General features: G+C 49.7%; 16 protein-coding genes and 1 pseudogene. 11 read left to right on the top strand and 6 right to left on the bottom strand.

Translation table 11 applies throughout. From position 1 onward, the window contains the following. Positions 1–74 precede the first annotated feature (74 nt). Both FDX24_RS03575 and hslJ read left to right on the top strand, forming a co-directional pair. On the top strand, positions 75–1064 hold the full coding sequence (locus FDX24_RS03575; RefSeq protein ID WP_137363849.1) for a 2-hydroxyacid dehydrogenase: 990 nt from the start codon (positions 75–77) through the stop codon (positions 1062–1064). A gap of 112 nt (positions 1065–1176) precedes the next feature. Next, positions 1177–1596, top strand: coding sequence for a heat shock protein HslJ (gene hslJ, locus FDX24_RS03580; RefSeq protein WP_061067973.1), 420 nt, complete (start codon positions 1177–1179; stop codon positions 1594–1596). A gap of 13 nt (positions 1597–1609) precedes the next feature. On the opposite strand, the gene FDX24_RS03585 is transcribed toward hslJ, so the two are convergent. Beyond that, positions 1610–1876, bottom strand: coding sequence for a DUF333 domain-containing protein (locus tag FDX24_RS03585; protein WP_003020360.1), 267 nt, complete (start codon positions 1874–1876; stop codon positions 1610–1612). Between the two features lie 276 nt (positions 1877–2152). On the opposite strand from FDX24_RS03585, the gene nifJ reads away from it, so the two are divergent. From nifJ to ttcA, 5 genes are all read left to right on the top strand, one after another. Continuing rightward, on the top strand, positions 2153–5677 hold the full coding sequence (gene nifJ / locus FDX24_RS03595; protein ID WP_137363850.1) for a pyruvate:ferredoxin (flavodoxin) oxidoreductase: 3525 nt from the start codon (positions 2153–2155) through the stop codon (positions 5675–5677). 369 nt (positions 5678–6046) lie between these two features. After that, positions 6047–7177 carry a porin OmpC gene (gene ompC / locus FDX24_RS03600; RefSeq protein WP_137363851.1) on the top strand — a complete coding sequence of 377 codons (1131 nt, stop codon included), beginning with the start codon at positions 6047–6049 and terminating at the stop codon, positions 7175–7177. A 152-nt stretch (positions 7178–7329) separates the two neighbouring features. Next, positions 7330–7542, top strand: coding sequence for a KTSC domain-containing protein (locus tag FDX24_RS03605; RefSeq protein ID WP_071887345.1), 213 nt, complete (start codon positions 7330–7332; stop codon positions 7540–7542). A gap of 81 nt (positions 7543–7623) precedes the next feature. Further along, positions 7624–8058, top strand: a complete 435-nt coding sequence (gene uspF, locus FDX24_RS03610; RefSeq protein ID WP_005126652.1) for a universal stress protein UspF — start codon at positions 7624–7626, stop codon at positions 8056–8058. 198 nt (positions 8059–8256) lie between these two features. Beyond that, positions 8257–9192: a tRNA 2-thiocytidine(32) synthetase TtcA gene (ttcA, locus tag FDX24_RS03615; RefSeq protein WP_048211549.1), complete on the top strand. Its 936-nt coding sequence runs from the start codon at positions 8257–8259 to the stop codon at positions 9190–9192. A 95-nt stretch (positions 9193–9287) separates the two neighbouring features. Here the strand turns inward: ttcA and dbpA are convergent, their stop codons facing one another. The 4 genes and pseudogenes from dbpA to FDX24_RS03635 all read right to left on the bottom strand — a co-directional run bounded on the left by dbpA (position 9288) and on the right by FDX24_RS03635 (position 13455). After that, positions 9288–10661: an ATP-dependent RNA helicase DbpA gene (gene dbpA / locus FDX24_RS03620; protein ID WP_061067981.1), complete on the bottom strand. Its 1374-nt coding sequence runs from the start codon at positions 10659–10661 to the stop codon at positions 9288–9290. 28 nt (positions 10662–10689) lie between these two features. Further along, positions 10690–10818, bottom strand: a pseudogene (locus tag FDX24_RS23800) (hypothetical protein); the annotation flags it as partial. Positions 10819–11147: 329 nt separating this feature from the next. Further along, positions 11148–12131: a zinc transporter ZntB gene (gene zntB, locus FDX24_RS03630; RefSeq protein WP_061067982.1), complete on the bottom strand. Its 984-nt coding sequence runs from the start codon at positions 12129–12131 to the stop codon at positions 11148–11150. Between the two features lie 157 nt (positions 12132–12288). Beyond that, the gene (locus FDX24_RS03635) at positions 12289–13455 is read right to left on the bottom strand and encodes a methyl-accepting chemotaxis protein (protein ID WP_249932624.1); all 1167 of its coding nucleotides are present in this window, start codon (positions 13453–13455) and stop codon (positions 12289–12291) included. A 411-nt stretch (positions 13456–13866) separates the two neighbouring features. Between FDX24_RS03635 and FDX24_RS03640 the strand changes: the two genes are divergently transcribed. Continuing rightward, entirely contained in the window at positions 13867–15981 is a 2115-nt protein-coding gene (locus FDX24_RS03640) for a bifunctional diguanylate cyclase/phosphodiesterase (protein ID WP_137363852.1), read from the top strand. Positions 15982–16048: 67 nt separating this feature from the next. Next, positions 16049–17281: a sensor domain-containing diguanylate cyclase gene (locus FDX24_RS03645; protein ID WP_048211544.1), complete on the top strand. Its 1233-nt coding sequence runs from the start codon at positions 16049–16051 to the stop codon at positions 17279–17281. Between the two features lie 12 nt (positions 17282–17293). Here the strand turns inward: FDX24_RS03645 and smrA are convergent, their stop codons facing one another. Further along, positions 17294–17857: a DNA endonuclease SmrA gene (gene smrA, locus FDX24_RS03650; protein WP_048211543.1), complete on the bottom strand. Its 564-nt coding sequence runs from the start codon at positions 17855–17857 to the stop codon at positions 17294–17296. Between the two features lie 197 nt (positions 17858–18054). Between smrA and ogt the strand changes: the two genes are divergently transcribed. Beyond that, complete coding sequence (gene ogt, locus FDX24_RS03655) at positions 18055–18570, top strand: methylated-DNA--[protein]-cysteine S-methyltransferase (RefSeq protein WP_137363853.1); 516 nt, start codon at positions 18055–18057, stop codon at positions 18568–18570. Between the two features lie 194 nt (positions 18571–18764). Next, on the top strand, positions 18765–19517 hold the full coding sequence (fnr, locus tag FDX24_RS03660) for a fumarate/nitrate reduction transcriptional regulator Fnr (RefSeq protein WP_003020397.1): 753 nt from the start codon (positions 18765–18767) through the stop codon (positions 19515–19517). The last annotated feature ends 59 nt before the right edge of the window (positions 19518–19576 follow it).

A 19576-nucleotide genomic window follows, 5' to 3' on the forward strand; every position in this document is an offset into this window, starting at 1 on the left:
CCAATAACTTTTTAGATTTTGTAAAATAATTTGAACTGAATTAATGTGACGTCAAAATCACTGGAGAAAGTCTTATGAAACTCGCCATCTATAGTACAAAACAGTACGACAAGAAGTATCTGCAGCAGGTTAACGAGGCTTTTGGTTTTGAACTTGAATTCTTTGACTTTCTGTTGACGGAAAAAACAGCGAAAACCGCCCATGGTTGTCAAGCCGTGTGCATTTTCGTCAACGACGATGGCAGCCGCCCTGTTCTGGAAGAACTGAAAAAGCACGGTGTGAAATACATCGCGCTGCGCTGCGCCGGGTTCAATAACGTCGATCTGGACGCTGCGAAAGAGTTGGGCTTGCAGGTTGTACGTGTTCCTGCCTATTCACCTGAAGCCGTCGCCGAACATGCAATCGGTATGATGATGACGCTGAACCGCCGTATCCATCGTGCTTATCAGCGTACGCGTGACGCCAACTTCTCTCTTGAGGGGCTGACCGGCTTTACCATGTATGGCAAAACGGCTGGGGTGATTGGTACAGGTAAAATCGGTGTTGCTGCACTGCGGATCCTGAAAGGGTTTGGTATGCGCCTGCTGGCGTTTGATCCCTACCCAAGCGCTGCTGCGCTGGAGTTAGGCGTTGAATATGTCGATCTTAAAACACTGTTTGCGGAGTCTGATGTTATTTCCCTGCACTGCCCGTTAACACCAGAAAATTATCATCTGCTCAATCACGAAGCTTTTGAGCAAATGAAAAATGGCGTGATGGTTATCAACACCAGCCGCGGGGCGTTGATCGATTCTCAGGCAGCAATCGACGCGCTGAAAAACCAGAAGATCGGTTCCCTGGGGATGGACGTGTACGAAAATGAACGCGACCTGTTCTTTGAAGATAAGTCCAATGATGTGATTCAGGATGATGTGTTCCGTCGTTTGTCAGCCTGTCATAACGTCCTGTTCACCGGGCATCAGGCATTCCTGACTGCCGAAGCGTTGACCAGCATTTCTGAAACAACCTTGCAGAATCTGGCTCAAATCGCCAAAGGCGAAACCTGCCCGAACGCCCTCTTCTAATCATTCCGCTCCCCCGCCTCCGGGGGAGCATTTTCAGATAACCCTCGATGATAAATCTGGCGATATCATTACCATCATGAATTCAATTCCGCCACGAACGTAGAGAAAGTTAATGAAGAAAATTGTCACGCTGATTGCGCTCAGCATGCTTATGGCTGGCTGTGTGAGCAATGGAAAAATTTCCGTCAATCGCGAACAGTTACAGCACCACCGTTTTGTTTTACAGAGCGTCAATGGCAAGCCGGTAACCGTCGCCAATACCCCACCTGAATTAAGTTTCGGTGAAAATATGACGGTGTCGGGAAAAATGTGTAATCAGTTCCACGGTCAGGGCAAGCTGTCCGACGGTGAATTAAAAGTGAAAGACATGGCAATGACGCGCATGATGTGCGCCGATCCACAGCTTAACGCGCTCGACGGTATCGTCAGCGAGATGTTTAAGCAAGGCGCACAGGTTGATCTGACTGCTGACCAGTTAACGCTGGCTACAGCAGAACAAACGTTGACGTTTAAACTGGCAGATTTAATGTAGTAAAAGCAGTGGCTCAATAATTCCCACAGCTTCCGGCGGCAAGCGACTGCTCACTACAGCGTTTGCCGTTAGGTAATGCACACATCCCGATAGCAGAACCATCCAGTTGACGGGCAACGGATAGCGAACCGCCAATCATGGCACAGTTGGCTTCTCCGGAGCTGGACATTGCGGCCTTCATGCCCGGTGCAACGTGTGCGGCGGTTGCCTGCTGAACAGGTTCACTGCTGCAAGCCGATAATAATAACGCGGCACACCCTACCCAAAACGCTGCGCGCATCTTACTCCCCTCTGAATATTAACCAAACGACACAGCCATAAATAATAGGCAGCGGAAACACTGCCGTCGAGAGGCAAAATGCGCATTTATGCGTGCTGTTTACATTTTCTGGCAATTTTTTGGCTCCTCCTTTGATCAAACCATTCATTCTGCTTATTCCCAGGACACAAAAGCGAAAATCTGTCTTTAGCGCTTTTGCTAGAATAGAAAGATATAACTACAGGATTCGCCGCGGTTACGCGGATCCCTCTTTTTGCGCAATGTAAGGGTGTCAGTATGCAAACAATTGACGGTAATGGTGCGGTTGCTTCGGTCGCATTTCGTACCAGCGAAGTTATCGCCATCTACCCGATTACACCAAGTTCGACGATGGCGGAACAGGCAGACGCCTGGGCCGGGAACGGGCTTAAAAACGTGTGGGGGGATACCCCTCGCGTCGTTGAAATGCAGTCGGAAGGCGGTGCGATCGCGACCGTTCACGGCGCGTTGCAGACCGGCGCGCTCTCTACGTCGTTTACCTCATCGCAGGGCCTGTTGCTAATGATCCCAACGCTGTACAAACTGGCCGGTCAGTTGACGCCATTTGTGCTGCACGTTGCCGCGCGTACGATTGCTACTCATGCGCTGTCTATCTTCGGTGACCATTCCGACGTAATGGCGGTGCGCCAGACGGGTTGTGCGATGCTCTGCGCCAGCAGCGTCCAGGAAGCACAGGATTTCGCACTGATTTCACAAATCGCCACCCTGAAAAGTCGGGTGCCTTTTATTCATTTCTTTGATGGTTTCCGTACTTCGCATGAAATCAATAAAATTGTGCCGCTAGCCGATGACACGATCCTCGGACTGATGCCGCAGGCGGAAATCGATGCTCACCGCGCCCGCGCGCTTAATCCAGAGCATCCGGTTATTCGCGGTACATCTGCGAACCCGGATACCTACTTCCAGTCGCGCGAAGCGACAAACCCCTGGTACAACGCGGTTTACGAAAACGTCGAACAGGCGATGAACGACTTCGCCGCGGCGACGGGCCGCCAGTATCAACCCTTTGAATATTACGGTCATCCGCAGGCAGAACGCGTCATTATCTTGATGGGTTCTGCGATTGGTACCTGCGAAGAAGTCGTCGACGAGTTACTTGCTCGTGGAGAGAAAGTTGGCGTCCTGAAAGTTCGACTGTTCCGCCCCTTCTCCGCCAGACATTTACTGCAAGTATTACCAGAAACGGCGCGTAGCGTTGCCGTTCTGGATCGCACCAAAGAGCCTGGCGCCCAGGCAGAACCGTTGTATCTGGATGTAATGACCGCGTTGGCAGAAGCCTTTAACTGCGGTGAGCGGGAAACCCTACCGCGCGTGATTGGCGGACGTTACGGGCTTTCTTCTAAAGAGTTTGGCCCGGACTGCGTCATGGCGGTCTTTACTGAACTGAGCAGCGCTAAGCCCAAATCACGTTTTACGGTCGGTATTTATGACGACGTCACCAATTTGTCGCTACCTCTGCCAGAAAACACCCTGCCCGGTACCGCGAAGCTCGAAGCGCTGTTCTACGGTCTGGGCAGTGACGGTAGCGTGTCGGCCACCAAAAACAATATCAAGATTATCGGTAACTCCACGCCGTGGTACGCGCAGGGCTATTTCGTCTATGACTCGAAAAAAGCAGGTGGCCTGACCGTTTCTCACCTGCGCGTCAGTGAGAAGCCTGTCCGTTCCGCGTATCTGGTATCGCAGGCTGATTTTGTCGGCTGCCATCAGTTGCAGTTTATCGATAAATATCAAATGGCCGAGCGTCTGAAGCCTGGCGGTATTTTCCTGCTCAATACCCCGTACAGCGTGGATGAAGTCTGGGCGCGTTTGCCGCAGGAAGTTCAGGCGGTCCTGAATCAGAAGAAAGCCCGTTTCTATGTGATTAATGCGGCCAAAATCGCGCGCGAGTGTGGTCTGGCTGCGCGTATTAACACCGTGATGCAGATGGCATTCTTCCATCTGACGCAAATCTTACCTGGTGACAGCGCGCTGATTGAATTACAGGGTGCGATTGCGAAAAGCTACAGCAATAAAGGTCAGGATCTGGTGGAACGTAACTGGCAGGCGCTGGCGCTGGCACGTGAATCCGTTGCCGAAGTGGCACTGCAACCGGTTGATCCACACAGCGCCAACCGTCCGCCGGTAGTTTCCGATGCCGCGCCTGATTTCGTGAAAACCGTCACCGCAGCGATGCTCGCCGGACTCGGCGATGCCCTGCCCGTTTCAGCGTTACCGCCGGACGGTACCTGGCCGATGGGTACCACGCGCTGGGAAAAACGCAATATTGCCGAAGAGATCCCAATCTGGAAAGAAGATCTGTGTACCCAGTGTAATCATTGCGTTGCCGCCTGTCCGCACTCGGCAATCCGCGCCAAAGTGGTTTCACCAGAAGCGATGGAAAACGCGCCTGCCAGCCTGCATTCGTTGGATGTGAAATCACGCGATATGCGCGGTCAAAAATATGTCCTGCAGGTTGCACCTGAAGATTGCACCGGTTGTAATCTGTGCGTCGAAGTGTGCCCTGCGAAAGACAGGCAAAATCCGGAGATCAAGGCCATCAATATGATGTCGCGCCTTGAGCATGTTGAAGAAGAAAAAGTTAACTACGACTTCTTCCTCAATCTGCCGGAGATTGATCGCACTAAACTGGAACGTATTGATATTCGTACCTCGCAGTTGATAACGCCGCTGTTTGAATATTCCGGCGCCTGCTCTGGCTGTGGTGAAACGCCGTATATCAAACTGCTTACGCAGCTGTACGGCGATCGTATGCTGATCGCCAATGCGACCGGCTGTTCATCAATTTATGGCGGTAACCTGCCCTCAACGCCGTATACCACCGATGCCAATGGCCGTGGACCTGCATGGGCGAACTCACTGTTTGAGGATAACGCCGAGTTCGGTCTGGGCTTCCGTCTGACGGTGGATCAGCATCGTGTGCGCGTCATGCGTTTACTGGAACAGTTTGCCGATAAAATCCCGGCTGAGCTGAATGACGCCCTGCACGCGGAGGCAACACCAGAAGTCCGTCGTGAGCAAGTTGCCGCGCTGCGCCAGCACCTGAAAGATGTCGAAGGCGCACAGCAGCTGTTAACCGATGCCGACGCGCTGGTCGAAAAATCCATCTGGCTGATTGGCGGCGACGGCTGGGCTTACGATATTGGCTTTGGCGGCCTGGATCACGTCCTGAGCCTGACCGAGAACGTCAATATTCTGGTGCTGGATACTCAATGTTACTCCAACACGGGTGGACAAGCGTCGAAAGCCACGCCGCTCGGGGCCGTCACCAAATTTGGCGAGCACGGTAAGCGCAAGGCGCGTAAAGATCTTGGCGTCAGTATGATGATGTACGGGCACGTGTATGTTGCACAGATCTCTCTGGGCGCACAGCTAAACCAGACGGTGAAAGCGATTCAGGAAGCGGAAGCCTATCCAGGTCCGTCGCTGATTATCGCCTATAGCCCATGTGAGGAGCACGGTTACGATCTTGCGCTAAGCCACGATCAGATGCGCCAGCTCACCGCTACCGGGTTCTGGCCACTGTACCGCTTTGATCCGCGTCGTGCAGACGAAGGTAAACTACCACTGGCGCTGGACTCTCGCCCACCGTCAGACGCGCTGGCTGAGACATTGATGAACGAGCAGCGCTTCCGCCGCCTGAATGCTCAACAACCCGAGGTTGCGGAGCAACTGTGGAAAGACGCAACGGCTGACTTGCAAAAACGCTACGATTTCCTGGCGCAATTGGCAGGAAAAGCAGAAAAGAGCAGCACTGATTAATACGCTCTGTCAGGTATTAACCATGAGTCAAAAAAAAGCCCGAACAATTGTTCGGGCTTGTCAATTTATTCGCTGAGTAGTGAGCATTCCTGCCAACATACCAACGACAATAAATTAAGTCGTGACAATAAAGGCATATAACCCGCGCAGAATAACGCAATGAGATTCACTTGTATAATTTTTATTTTATATATTTTCACAACAAAACATTCATGATAATTATCACCATTTCAGCAGAATTATTTATTTAAGGTTTTACTTAAGGCGTAACAATTCATATTTATCTCTTTACGGAACTTCTCCTTTAGCATGCTTTTACTCCCTACACGGGTAGTCACAGGTTAATAAAAAAACTAAAGGATTATTTCAATGAACAGAAAAGTATTGGCACTTGTAATTCCTGCCCTGCTGGCTGCAGGCGCTGCTCACGCTGCTGAAGTTTATAATAAAGACGGCAACAAATTAGATCTCTATGGCAAAGTAGACGGCCTGCATTACTTCTCCGACGACGCCAACAGCGATGGCGATCAGACTTATATGCGTATGGGCTTCAAAGGTGAAACTCAGGTTAACGATATGATCACCGGTTATGGCCAGTGGGAATATCAGGTTCAGGCTAACGGTACTGAAAGCGGCGATAAAGGTGATTCCTGGACTCGTCTGGCCTTCGCCGGTATTAAAGTTGGCGACTACGGTTCATTCGACTACGGTCGTAACTACGGTGTACTGTACGACGTAGAAGGCTGGACCGATATGCTGCCAGAATTCGGTGGCGACTCCTATACCAAGGCTGATAACTTCATGACCGGTCGTGCTAACGGCGTAGCGACCTACCGTAACACCGACTTCTTCGGTCTGGTTGACGGTCTGAACGTTGCGCTGCAGTATCAGGGCGCGAACGAAAGTCAAAACGGGCAGGAAGGCACCAATAATAGTGGTGACCGTAATGTGAAGAACTCCAACGGTGACGGCTTCGGTATCTCCTCTACCTACGATCTGGGTATGGGCGTAAGCTTCGGTGCAGCATATACCTCTTCCGATCGTACCAACGAGCAGGTAAATCAATCCACTGCTGGCGGCGACAAAGCGGATGCGTGGACTGCCGGTCTGAAATACGACGCGAACAACATCTATCTGGCAACCATGTACTCCGAAACCCGCAATATGACTCCGTATGGCGGCTCAAAAGGTAGCAAATATACTGTTGCCAACAAAACTCAGAACTTCGAAGTCACTGCACAGTACCAGTTCGACTTCGGTCTGCGTCCGGAAGTGTCTTTCCTGATGTCTAAAGGTAAAGATCTGGGCGTAAATGGATCTGACGGCGACCAGGATCTGGTGAAATATGCATCCGTAGGCGCTACTTACTACTTCAACAAAAACTTCTCTACCTATGTTGATTACAAAATCAACCTGCTGGATGAAGATAAAAGCTTCTACACCCAGAACGACATCTCTACCGATGACGTTGTAGCACTGGGTATGGTTTACCAGTTCTAATCTGTCTCTGATAGCCCGCTGGCAACAGCGGGCTTTCCTTTCTGTTATCGCAATTCTGTTTTATCCAGATCAAAACATTATATCTGTTGCGTTAAAATACACCTTTGATAGATGATATCTTGCATTAATACCTGTAGTAGAGGATACCTGCAATGAATCATCACCCCGTTAAATCATCCCGTATTGCATCCGTCGGCTATGACGAATCCTCTCGCACACTGGAAATTCGCTTTCATCAACTCACTACATTGCAGTATCAGCATGTCCCGGCGCGTATTTTTCGTGATTTCCTTAGCGTGGTCTCTAAGGGCCGATTTTATGATGGGGTTATAAAAGGGAAATTTCCTGAAATCAAAATAAAGTGATGCCAAAATGTGATCTTTGTCATTGTACATAAAGTGCCATTACGCGGTAAGCTTTAGATGGATACTTAAACAGGAGGTTTTATGAACAGAACGATTCTTGTACCCATCGATATTTCAGACTCAGAATTAACTCAACGCGTTATTGCCCATGTTGAAGCAGAGGCAAAAATTGACGATGCGCAGGTCCATTTTCTGACCGTTATTCCGTCACTGCCCTATTACGCTTCTCTGGGACTGGCCTACTCGGCAGAGTTACCGGCCATGGACGATCTGAAAGCCGAAGCAAAATCTCAACTGGAAGAGATTATCAAGAAGTTCAATATCCCAACGGACAGAGTGCATGTTCACGTTGCTGAAGGTGCACCAAAAGATAAAATCCTGGAGATAGCCAGGAAATTACCTGCAGACATGGTCATTATTGCGTCACACCGACCGGACATCACCACTTATCTGCTGGGCTCTAACGCCGCAGCCGTGGTGCGTCACGCGGAGTGTTCAGTTCTGGTGGTTCGCTAAGCTGTCTGGCCCGCACACCGTTGCGGGCTTTTTTGTTTCCTCTCTTTTACCCCGCGATTCCTGACCTAAATGTGCTGACATTTTTCCCGCTTATCCGTACCATACACGCCACAGTTTTTATATCAGACTTTTTTTGCCGGACTATCCGGCGTGATGCATACTCTTCTGATGCCACACTACGAATTGAGCCTCTATTAAATGTCGCAAAATCAAGATATTAGTAAGAAAGAACAATACAACCTGAACAAATTACAGAAACGCCTGCGTCGTAACGTAGGTGAAGCTATTGCCGATTTCAATATGATCGAAGACGGCGATCGCATTATGGTGTGTCTTTCCGGTGGGAAAGATAGCTACACCATGCTGGAAATCCTGCGGAATTTGCAGCAAAGCGCCCCAATCAGTTTTTCTTTGGTCGCCGTAAATTTGGATCAAAAACAACCGGGCTTCCCGGAGCACATCCTGCCGGAGTATCTGGAACAACTGGGTGTTGAGTATAAAATTGTCGAAGAAAATACCTACGGGATCGTCAAAGATAAAATTCCTGAAGGCAAAACGACCTGCTCTCTCTGTTCTCGTCTGCGCCGCGGCATTTTGTACCGCACGGCAACCGAATTAGGCGCCACCAAAATTGCGCTCGGACACCATCGCGACGACATCCTGCAAACGCTGTTTTTAAATATGTTCTACGGCGGGAAAATGAAAGGCATGCCGCCGAAGCTGATGAGCGATGATGGTAAGCATATTGTGATCCGTCCGCTGGCCTATTGCCGCGAAAAAGATATCGAGCGCTTCTCTGAAGCGAAAGGTTTCCCGATTATTCCGTGCAACCTGTGTGGTTCACAGCCTAACCTGCAACGTCAGGTGATCGCTGATATGCTGCGTGACTGGGACAAGCGCTATCCAGGTCGTATTGAAACGATGTTCAGTGCGATGCAGAATGTGGTGCCTTCTCACCTGAGCGATATTAATCTGTTCGATTTTAAAGGCATCAAACACGGCTCAGAAGTGGTAGATGGCGGTGATCTGGCATTCGATCGTGAAGAGATCCCACTGCAACCAGCAGGCTGGCAGCCGGAAGAAGATGAAAACCAGTTAGATGAGTTGCGTCTGAACGTGGTGGAAGTGAAGTAATAGAGAGGATGCCGTATCCGGCCTACTGGACAAGGTATTACGTCAGTACCAGTAGGCCTGATAAGCGGAACGCCATCAGGCATTCCTACGGGCATTTATTTTAATAAACGAACCCGGCAGTTCTTACCTTTGATCTTACCGTTCTGCAGTTGCTTCCACGCTTTATGTGCCACAGACTGGCGAACGGCCACGTAGACATGCGCCGGATGAACGGCAATCTTGCCGATATCTGCCCCGTCCAGACCAATATCTCCGGTCAACGCCCCTAATACATCACCAGGCCGCATTTTAGCTTTTTTACCGCCATCGATGCACAGTGTCGCCATCTCAGCCTCCAGCGGCAGAATTGAACCATTACCCGGTGCGGGTAGCCAGTTCAGCTTCAGTTGCAGCATCTCGGACAAAATATTGGCACGTTGCGCTTCTTCCGGCGCACAGAAGCTAATCGCCAGGCCACTGTTACCCGCACGGGCAGTACGTCCAATACGGTGTACATGAACTTCCGGATCCCATGCCAGTTCAAAGTTAACCACCAGCTCGAGCGATTTAATATCCAGGCCACGCGCCGCCACATCGGTGGCAACCAGAACACGGGCACTGCCGTTGGCAAAACGCACGAGCGTCTGGTCCCGATCGCGTTGCTCAAGATCGCCATGAAGCGATAATGCGCTTTGCCCGGCTGCGTTCAGTGCATCACAAACAGCCTGACAATCTTTTTTGGTGTTACAGAAAACCACACATGATGCCGGCTGATGCTGGCTAAGTAATTTTTGCAACAGCGGAATTTTGCCGTGTGAGGAGATTTCAAAGAATTGTTGTTCAATCGCTGGCAACGCATCGACTGTATCAATCTCAATCGTTAACGGATTGTTTTGCACGCGACCACTGATCGCGGCAATTGCTTCCGGCCAGGTTGCGGAAAACAGCAATGTCTGACGGGACGCTGGTGCAAAGCGGATTACGTCATCAATTGCATCACTAAATCCCATATCCAGCATGCGGTCGGCTTCATCCATCACCAGCGTATTCAACGCATCAAGGGAGACGGTGCCTTTTTGCAGGTGGTCGAGTAAACGTCCCGGCGTGGCAACAATAATATGTGGGGCATGTTGCAGAGAATCACGCTGTGCGCCAAAGGGCTGGCCACCGCACAGCGTCAAAATTTTGGTATTTGGCAGAAAACGCGCCAAACGACGCAATTCACCGGCGACCTGGTCAGCCAGTTCGCGGGTTGGGCACAGCACCAGCGACTGAGTCTGAAACAGCGCAGCATCAATGTGTTGTAACAGGCCAAGACCAAACGCGGCCGTTTTGCCACTGCCGGTTTTTGCCTGCACACGAACATCTTTTCCTGCCAGGATTGCCGGCAACGCAGCGGCCTGAACAGGCGTCATTTCAAGATAACCCAGCTCATTAAGATTCTCGAGTTGGGCGGCAGGCAAAACATTCAGGGTTGAAAAAGCGGTCACAATTTAATCTCGCGGTAAAAACTCACATTCAGCAGGCGCGTATCCTCGCAGATCTGCGCCCGTGATGCGACAATTTAATCGGCTCTTCATCCGGTGACGGGTCCGGCATAGGTTGCGGACGAGGTATGGAGTCGGGAATCGGAACCGGGTCGGTGGGAACAGTATCGGAATGGGGACGTTGCAACTGCAACGGGGCGAATAAGCAGGTCATATTACCCTCCAGTGAGTCAGGCTGACCCTTTTAGGGTAGACGCTGGTTTCCTACAGGCAAAAAAAAGCCGACTAATCTAAGTCGGCGTCGTACGAATCAATTGTGCTATGCAGTAATTCAAAAAAGGAAGTAAGACAATATGGAGCGCAACGCCCATCGCTTGACGTTGCATTCACCTGCGAGAGAGATATTGCCCCGAATAGGTAGATGGTTTATTGACCTCGCTCAAAAACTTCGCCGTTTTCACTCACGAAAGTCAATAAAAAACGTAGTTGTTACAACCATTTACTACGATGCAACCATAAAGTAACACCACCAATCAGGACAACTAACAGTATACAGAATAGCGAAAAACCAAACTGCCAGCCGCCACCGGGAATCCCCCCGAGATTGACGCCAAACAGTCCGGTTAAAAATGTGCTGGGCAGAAAAACCATTGCCATCAACGACATGGTATAGGTTCTTCGCGCCAGAGATTCCTGCATAACCTGAGCAATTTCATCCGCCATAATGCCGGTCCGGGCGATGCATGCGTCGATCTCATCCAACCCTCTTCCCAATCTGTCGGCGATATCCTGCATCCGACGTCGGTGATCGTCAGTCATCCACGGTAAACGTTCACTGGCCAGGCGCGCATAAACATCGCGCTGAGGGGCCATATAGCGCCGCATGACTATCAGTTGTTTGCGCAGCAATGCCAGAAAACCGCGAGGCGGGATCTGCTGATCCAGCAGGTTGTCTTCCAGATCGATAATTTTGTCATGCAATTGTTCGATAAACTCACTGGCATGATCGGTTAAGGCATCACAAACATCCACAAGCCAGCTACCACAGTCAGACGGTCCCGTCCCTTCCTGCAAGTCACTTACCACATCATCCAGTGCCAGCACTTTACGCTGACGTGTTGAGACAATCAGGCGTTCATCCATATATAAGCGCATGGCGACAAGCTGGTCAGGGCGTTCGTCGGTGCTGCCATTAATACAGCGTAACGTAATCAGCGTCCCTTCCCCGACCCGGCTTACGCGCGGGCGAGTACTTTCTCCCGCCAGTGCATCACGCACATTATTAGGAAGCAGAGGCGTTGTCGCCAGCCATTGCGCGCTATCAGAATGGGTGTAATTAAGATGCAGCCAGCACGGATGCGCACTGTCGATAACATCGTTGTCTTCCAGCGGTTTCACGCCACCGCGACCATCCAGCAGCCAGGCAAACACGGCATCCGGCACATTAACTTCGGTTCCCTTAATGGCTTCCACAGCGCCTCCATAAACATTCAAACTTTTCGTTAGTCTAGTCTTCAGTATATGTTAAGCAATATCGCATTGTCCCATTATGCTGAAATGATTCATAAAAGTGTTCAAGAAAATAAAAAGCGCCGACGGGTTCGGCGCTGTGGCGAGCAGATGTTGAATCTTAATATGAAGAACTGCATTTAACCCGTTGATGTAGTCCGGAGACAGGAGAATCTCGATGCAAGATCGTGGTTGTTTCGACAGATATATTTTTACTTAAGCGAAATTTATGTGTACGTGACAGAAGATCATTCACCTGACTTTTCAGGATACCGGACGAATCAGATAACTCATCGACCATGCTGACATTACTTTGCGTCACGTTTTCCAGTTCGGCAAGAGCCTGGGTAATTCTGGTGATCCCGTTTTCCTGTTCCCGTGTGGTTGTTAATATCTCCGCCATCAGCTGATTTAATTGCCCTGCACCACCCACAATATCCTGCATGTTTTTTTCGGCTTCACGTACAACCGCCGCACCCTGCTGGACATTGTGATGCGTTTCATCGATAAGCCGTTTAATACTTTTTGCCGCTTCTGCGCTACGATGTGCCAATATTCTCACTTCACCTGCAACGACAGAAAAACCTTTGCCATGTTCACCAGCCCTCGCCGCCTCAACCGCCGCATTCAATGCCAGAATATTCGTCTGGAATGCAATACCATCTATTAACGCGATAATTTCAGTCATCTGCTGAGCGCAGTCGGTGATCGAGCGCATATTGGTGGCGACCTGCACCATTAAATCGCCCCCCTGGCGAGCAGATTGTGTCGCAATATTTGCCTGGGCGCTCGCCATGTGCGTATTGTCTGCATTATTGCGCGTACTAACCGCTATCTCATCCATATTCGCAGCTGTTTGCATTAACGCGCCAGACTGCTGTTCCGTTTTTACTGACAGTTCAGCGCTACGCTCCGCGAGTTGTTCAGAAAGCGTCATCACGGTCCGCGAAGAGGATCTGATCTCACTGACTAACGTGGAAATATTACTCGCCAGACTGTTAATTCCCGGAATAAGTCTGCCAGCACAATTATTACCGAACTCAGGAATACTCATTGCCAGATTCCCTGCAGTCACCTCTTCAATGCTTTCTTTTACCGTATTAATCGGCACGACGAGATATTTTGTCATATACCACCATAAATATAATAGTGAAATAGTACAAACCACATCAGTGCCAATAATGACATTAAACCCTGCAGATAATATTACCTCTACGATATTGAGGGCCACTACGGTACATACCAGAAATAAAGTAATAAACGTCCTGACGCTTATATTATTTAACATTTTAATCCTGCCTGCCAAAGAATAACGCGGAGTATTATTTTTTATAGCACCTGCAATGCAGATTGCCATTCCGCGATACCGAAAGTTCCACTTTCAATGAGAGCATGCCGCCTTTTCACTTAAAGCACACTATCACACCACCAGTTTACATTAGTCTGGTTATTTATCCCGCATAAGCTGGCGTTCACGCCAGTTGCCAGACTATTGTCACCCAGTGCACAATGCGAACAAAAATACGCCAAATCATAAACTCGGTGAATGTTTTCATAAGCAAACATCACATACTCCACCGTTATAGCGGCTCAGACTAATACTGCTGACAGGAAACTAAGAACGCGCCTGGTTTTACCAGGTTAACTGGACAGAATCTGCTAGATTTATCATCACGTTTTTTTATCGATGGGTAGTAAGATGTTGCACGTGTCATGGGACCCTGTACTGATTGGGATTTCCTTTGTTGTCGCATTCATTGCTTCGTTTATTGCCCTCGATAGCGCAGGGAAAGTGGCGATCTCTAGTCGTCGGGAATCGACTTTCTGGCGTTTATCTGGCGGGGCAACGCTGGGGATGGGGATCTGGTCGATGCATTTTATTGGCATGCTGGCCATGAAAATGAGTATGCCAATTAATTATCACTTTTCACTCACGGCATTTTCTTTTTTGATCGCACTCATTTCCGCGACGCTTGCCATCAATATTGCGATATCAGGTCAAACGCTTTCGACCAGGCGGCTTATTGTTGCAACAAGCCTATTAAGCACCGGTGTTGTGACCATGCACTACGTTGGCATGGTCGCTATCGTTGAACATGTTGCTATCCGCTGGCAGTTCTCACTTATTTTGCTTTCCGTGGTCATTGCCATTATCGCGTCAGGGATCGGCCTGTGGTTAGCTTTTCATTTGCGGCAAAATACCCGACGCGCATTAATAAACCGACTTATTGCCGCTCTGGTAATGGCGCTGGCGATCGCCTCAATGCATTACACCGGGATGGGGGCGGCCACCTTCACGCATTTCGGCCACACTGCGCATGATGGACTGAGCACGCTGGAACTCTCTATCTGGGTCTGCGCCGTCACGCTGGTGATTCTGGGTATTATGCTGGTCATTTCGATGGTGGATTCTCAGCTACGCACCTCAAGACTGGCCGATAATCTGCATCAACTGAACTGCCAGCTTGAGCACCAGGTCCACTTCGATGCGCTGACCGGCCTTGCCAATCGAACGCAAATAGACGTCTGCTTACAGACCTGCCTGCGTCATTCCAAACTGCATCAACAACACTTCGCCCTGGTCTTTATCGACCTTGATCGATTCAAAATCGTAAACGACACCTGGGGCCATCACATTGGCGATCAGTTGCTTATCTCCAGCACACAACGCATATACAACTGCCTTGAGGACACCATGACGCTGGCGAGGCTGGGTGGTGATGAATTTATCCTGCTGGTGCCAAACAGCAACCGGGAAGCAATTTCAGTGCTGATGACCCGTATTGCCAGCGCCGTCAAAGAACCTTTTACACTGTTTGGACATACCATTCGCGTTTCGTTAAGCGCGGGAAGCAGTCTTTATCCCGAACACGGCTCAACGTTACATGAGCTAAAAGTTAAAGCCGATACTGCGATGTATCATGTCAAACAGGCTGGCAGAAACGGCTGGGCGATTTATACCCCAGAGATGGAGGCTATCGCCGATACGCCGCCAACGTTCTTGCAGGAACTGTCGCAAGCGCTTGAGCGGAATCAATTTGAATTATGGTATCAACCTAAATACACCGCCGGGGATCGCTCTCTGACGGGTTTTGAGGCGTTGTTACGCTGGCACCATCCTGAACGCGGCATTCTGCTGCCGGCTGAATTCCTGCCCGCACTTGAAGAAACAGGCCTGATTATTCCTGTCGGCACCTGGGTTCTCCAGCAGGCATGCAGTCAGTTATATCAATGGAAGTCACAAGGCCACACGGAGTGGACCCTTGCCGTTAATCTGTCACCAGCCCAGTTTGAACAACCTGATATTGTCGATATAGTCTGCAACGCCCTGGCACAATATCAGCTTTCACCAGCAAATCTCACGCTGGAACTGACTGAAAGTACGGCACTTAAAAATTTAAAACGCAGCGTAGAAGTCCTGAACGCGTTTGCCGATTTGGGGATCACCGTTTCTATTGATGATTTTGGCACCGGTTATTCAAATATATTGATGCTGAAATCACTTCCGGCACGAGAATTAAAAATCGACAGAATATTTGTCAAAGATATTAGTGAGAACAGCAAAAATACAAAAATCGTGTCTACTATTATAGACATAGCGCACTCTATGAATATGCGCGTTGTGGCAGAGGGTATAGAGACCCAGGAGCAGGAAACGCTGTTAACCCAGATGGGCTGCGGTGTGCTGCAAGGCTTCCTGTATGCGAAACCGCTGCCAGCACATAAAATCTATGACTTGATACAAACTGAAAACGCCACAAAAGTAAAACCAACGGTACAACCCTTGTCTCACCGACAATCAATAACATTGTGAGATTGCATAATTAAAAAAATTCGCCAATAAACCGGCAACACAGCATATGAAGATAACGGGATTATCGATGAGCATAAACGAGCTGCATTCACTGGATTTATTAACCATTCCGGTCTGGATCGTTTCGCCACATACCGAAGAACTGGTGTTCGCCAATACCGTTGCACGGGAACTGATGCAGGCCCCGTGTTTCCCCCCTCTCAGAAAAGGCACATTCTCCACGCACGCACAAAATGATTTACCTATGTATCTTAGTGATTTGCGAAATCATCATGACATTGTGGAGATCCTCACGGTTTACCGCGAAAGCGAGGAAATCGCGCTGGCCTGTCGTTTGTCCATCAGGACGCTTCAGGATATAGGTGATGTTATCCTCTATGAAGGCATTGAAACACCGACAGCGCAAGGTCTGAAAGCCAGCCGCTCTGCCACCTATCAGCGGAAAAAACAAGGATTCTATGCCCGTTTTTTCCAGACTAACTCAGCACCCATGTTGCTTATTGATCCGTCACGCGACGGATTGATTGTGGATGCAAATCTCAGTGCCCTGAATTTCTATGGCTATGATCATGACGTGATGTGTCAGAAGCATACCTGGGAAATCAATATGCTGGGGCGCCATATATTGCCGATAATGCATAAAATTGCGCATCTTCCTGGTGGCCATAAGCCCTTACATTTTGTCCACAGACTTGCCGATGGAAGCACCCGTCACGTACAAACCTATGCCGGTCCTATCGAAATCTACGGCAATAAGCTGATGCTGTGCATTGTTCACGATATTACCGAGCAAAAACGTCTGGAACTGGAACTGGAACGCGCCGCCTTGCATGACGCGTTAACCGGATTACTCAACCGGCGGCATTTTTATCAGATAACTGAGCCAGCGCAGACACACACAACATCGTTAACGCAGGATTACAGTTTGCTGCTAATCGACACCGACCGGTTTAAAAGCATCAACGATCTTTTCGGGCATTTAAAAGGGGATGATGTACTTTGCGCGTTGGCACGCACCCTGGAATCCTGTGCAAGAAAAGACGATCTGGTTTTTCGTTGGGGGGGAGAAGAGTTTGTACTGCTTTTGCCACGCACGTCTTTAGATGCAGCACTTAATCTCGCTGAAGTAATACGCGCGACGGTAGCCAAGGTAAGCCTCCCTGGCCTTCCCCGCTTTACTGTCAGTATTGGTGTGGCGCGACACGAAGCCAATGAAAGTATTGATGAGTTATTTAAACGCGTGGACGACGCATTGTACAAAGCCAAAAATGAAGGCAGAAACAGAGTGCTGGCTGCCTGATGACTACCCTGTCTAGCGACTACGTTTAGCGTGGCGTTCCCAGTTCTCCTGTTTCGCCAGCGCCGTTTTACGTAACGCCACATAACATGCCCCGCTGCCGCCATGATGCGGCAGTGCGGTGCAGAAAGCCTGCACATCATCAAACTCCGTTAACCAACGCGCGACGTAGCTACGAACGATGTTGGCATGGGAGTTATCATCACGCCCCTTACCGTGAATCACCAGGACGTTGCGCAACCCATCCTGCTGCGCCTGTAAAATAAAGCTAAATAGCATCTGGCGGCAGGTTTCAACGGGCTGTCGCACAAGATTAAGGCTTGCTTGTTGCGGATATTTCCCGGTGCGCAGCTTGTCAGTCACGCCATGCTGTAACCCTTCACGACGAAACTCCAGCGGAACGCTCAGCGGGACGATATCCAGAAAACCTGTCGAGAGAAAGTTATCCAGCTGCAGCGTATCAATACGTGCCGGAGCGCGAAGATTACGCGTTGGCTGCCAGTGAACATCGGCGCATCCCTTCAGTGGTTGAACATCCCCCATGGCGTCAAGAAACAGCGATGCATCATCATGGTTCATGTTTCATCCTCCAGCGATTTTACGACGGTCATTATCATAACCGCGCACTATTATACCGACAACGGTTTACGGTTATTTCCAATAACGCACCGTTCGACATTCCTTTACCTCCACAAGTTAAGATCCGTTTTTGGGGGTATAGAAACGACTATCACTGACATGATAATGTGTAACCCCGCCTGTAATGAGAAAAACGGATGCTGAACTTACTTGAAGACATCATTGCAACACCCCTAGGCCCGTTGTGGGTAATTTGTGATGAGCAATTTCGCCTGCGTGCGGTTGAATGGGATCAACATCGCGATCGTATGGAGCAATTACTCGATATTCATTATCGTTCCGAGGGTTATCAGTGTATTGCTGCCAAAAACCCCGGAGGGCTAAGCGATAAGCTGGCAGAGTATTTTGCGGGAAATCTCAGCATTATAGATACGCTTGAAACCGCAACAGCGGGAACCCCTTTCCAACGCGAGGTCTGGAAAGCGTTACGTTCTATCCCCTGCGGGCAGGTCATGCATTATGGACAACTGGCTGAACAACTGGGGCGCCCCGGTGCCGCCAGAGCCGTTGGTGCGGCTAATGGTTCCAATCCTGTCAGCATCGTCGTCCCGTGCCACCGCGTGATTGGACGGAATGGCACAATGACTGGCTATGCGGGTGGCGTGCAGCGAAAAGAGTGGTTATTGCGCCATGAAGGCTATCTGTTACTCTAGAATCCAGGCAATTAATGCCTTATTCATCACACTTCCACACAATGCATCCCCAAATAAAGTGCGGTTAATCAGATAGATACAAACATTCAACTCGCTTATGCCTGAATTATTCTCTATTGGGAGTAGCTCAGGCTTACGTGCTCACCAAAAAGATGTTAAAATTGACAAATATCAATTACGGCTTGAGCAGACCTATGATCCCGGAAAAGCGAATTATACGGCGCATTCAGTCTGGCGGTTGTGCTATCCATTGCCAGGATTGCAGCATCAGCCAGCTTTGCATCCCGTTCACACTTAACGAGCATGAGCTTGACCAGCTCGATAACATTATCGAGCGCAAAAAGCCTATCCAAAAGGGGCAGACGCTCTTTAAAGCAGGTGACGAGCTTAAGTCACTCTATGCTATCCGTTCCGGAACGATAAAAAGCTATACCATTACCGAACAAGGCGATGAGCAAATCACCGGTTTCCACTTAGCGGGCGACCTGGTTGGTTTTGACGCGATTGGCAGCGGTCACCACCCAAGCTTTGCCCAGGCGCTGGAAACGTCAATGGTATGCGAAATTCCTTTCGAAACCCTGGATGACCTGTCCGGTAAAATGCCGAACCTGCGTCAACAGATGATGCGTCTGATGAGTGGCGAAATCAAAGGCGACCAGGACATGATCCTGCTGTTGTCGAAGAAGAATGCTGAAGAGCGCCTGGCGGCCTTTATCTACAATTTGTCCCGCCGTTTTGCCCAGCGAGGCTTCTCTCCGCGCGAATTCCGTCTGACAATGACCCGTGGCGATATCGGTAATTACCTCGGCCTGACGGTTGAAACCATTAGCCGCCTGCTGGGTCGCTTCCAGAAAAGCGGTATGCTGGCGGTGAAAGGTAAATATATCACTATTGAGAATAGCGACGCGCTGGCCGTCCTTGCTGGCCACACGCGTAACGTTGCGTAACCTTCTCAGTTAACCTTCTGTCAAATTGCTAAATTACCCCAATTTAATGGTTTGGCAGA

It is taken from the genome of Citrobacter sp. wls716 (assembly GCF_005280975.1).
GTDB lineage: Bacteria > Pseudomonadota > Gammaproteobacteria > Enterobacterales > Enterobacteriaceae > Citrobacter > Citrobacter youngae.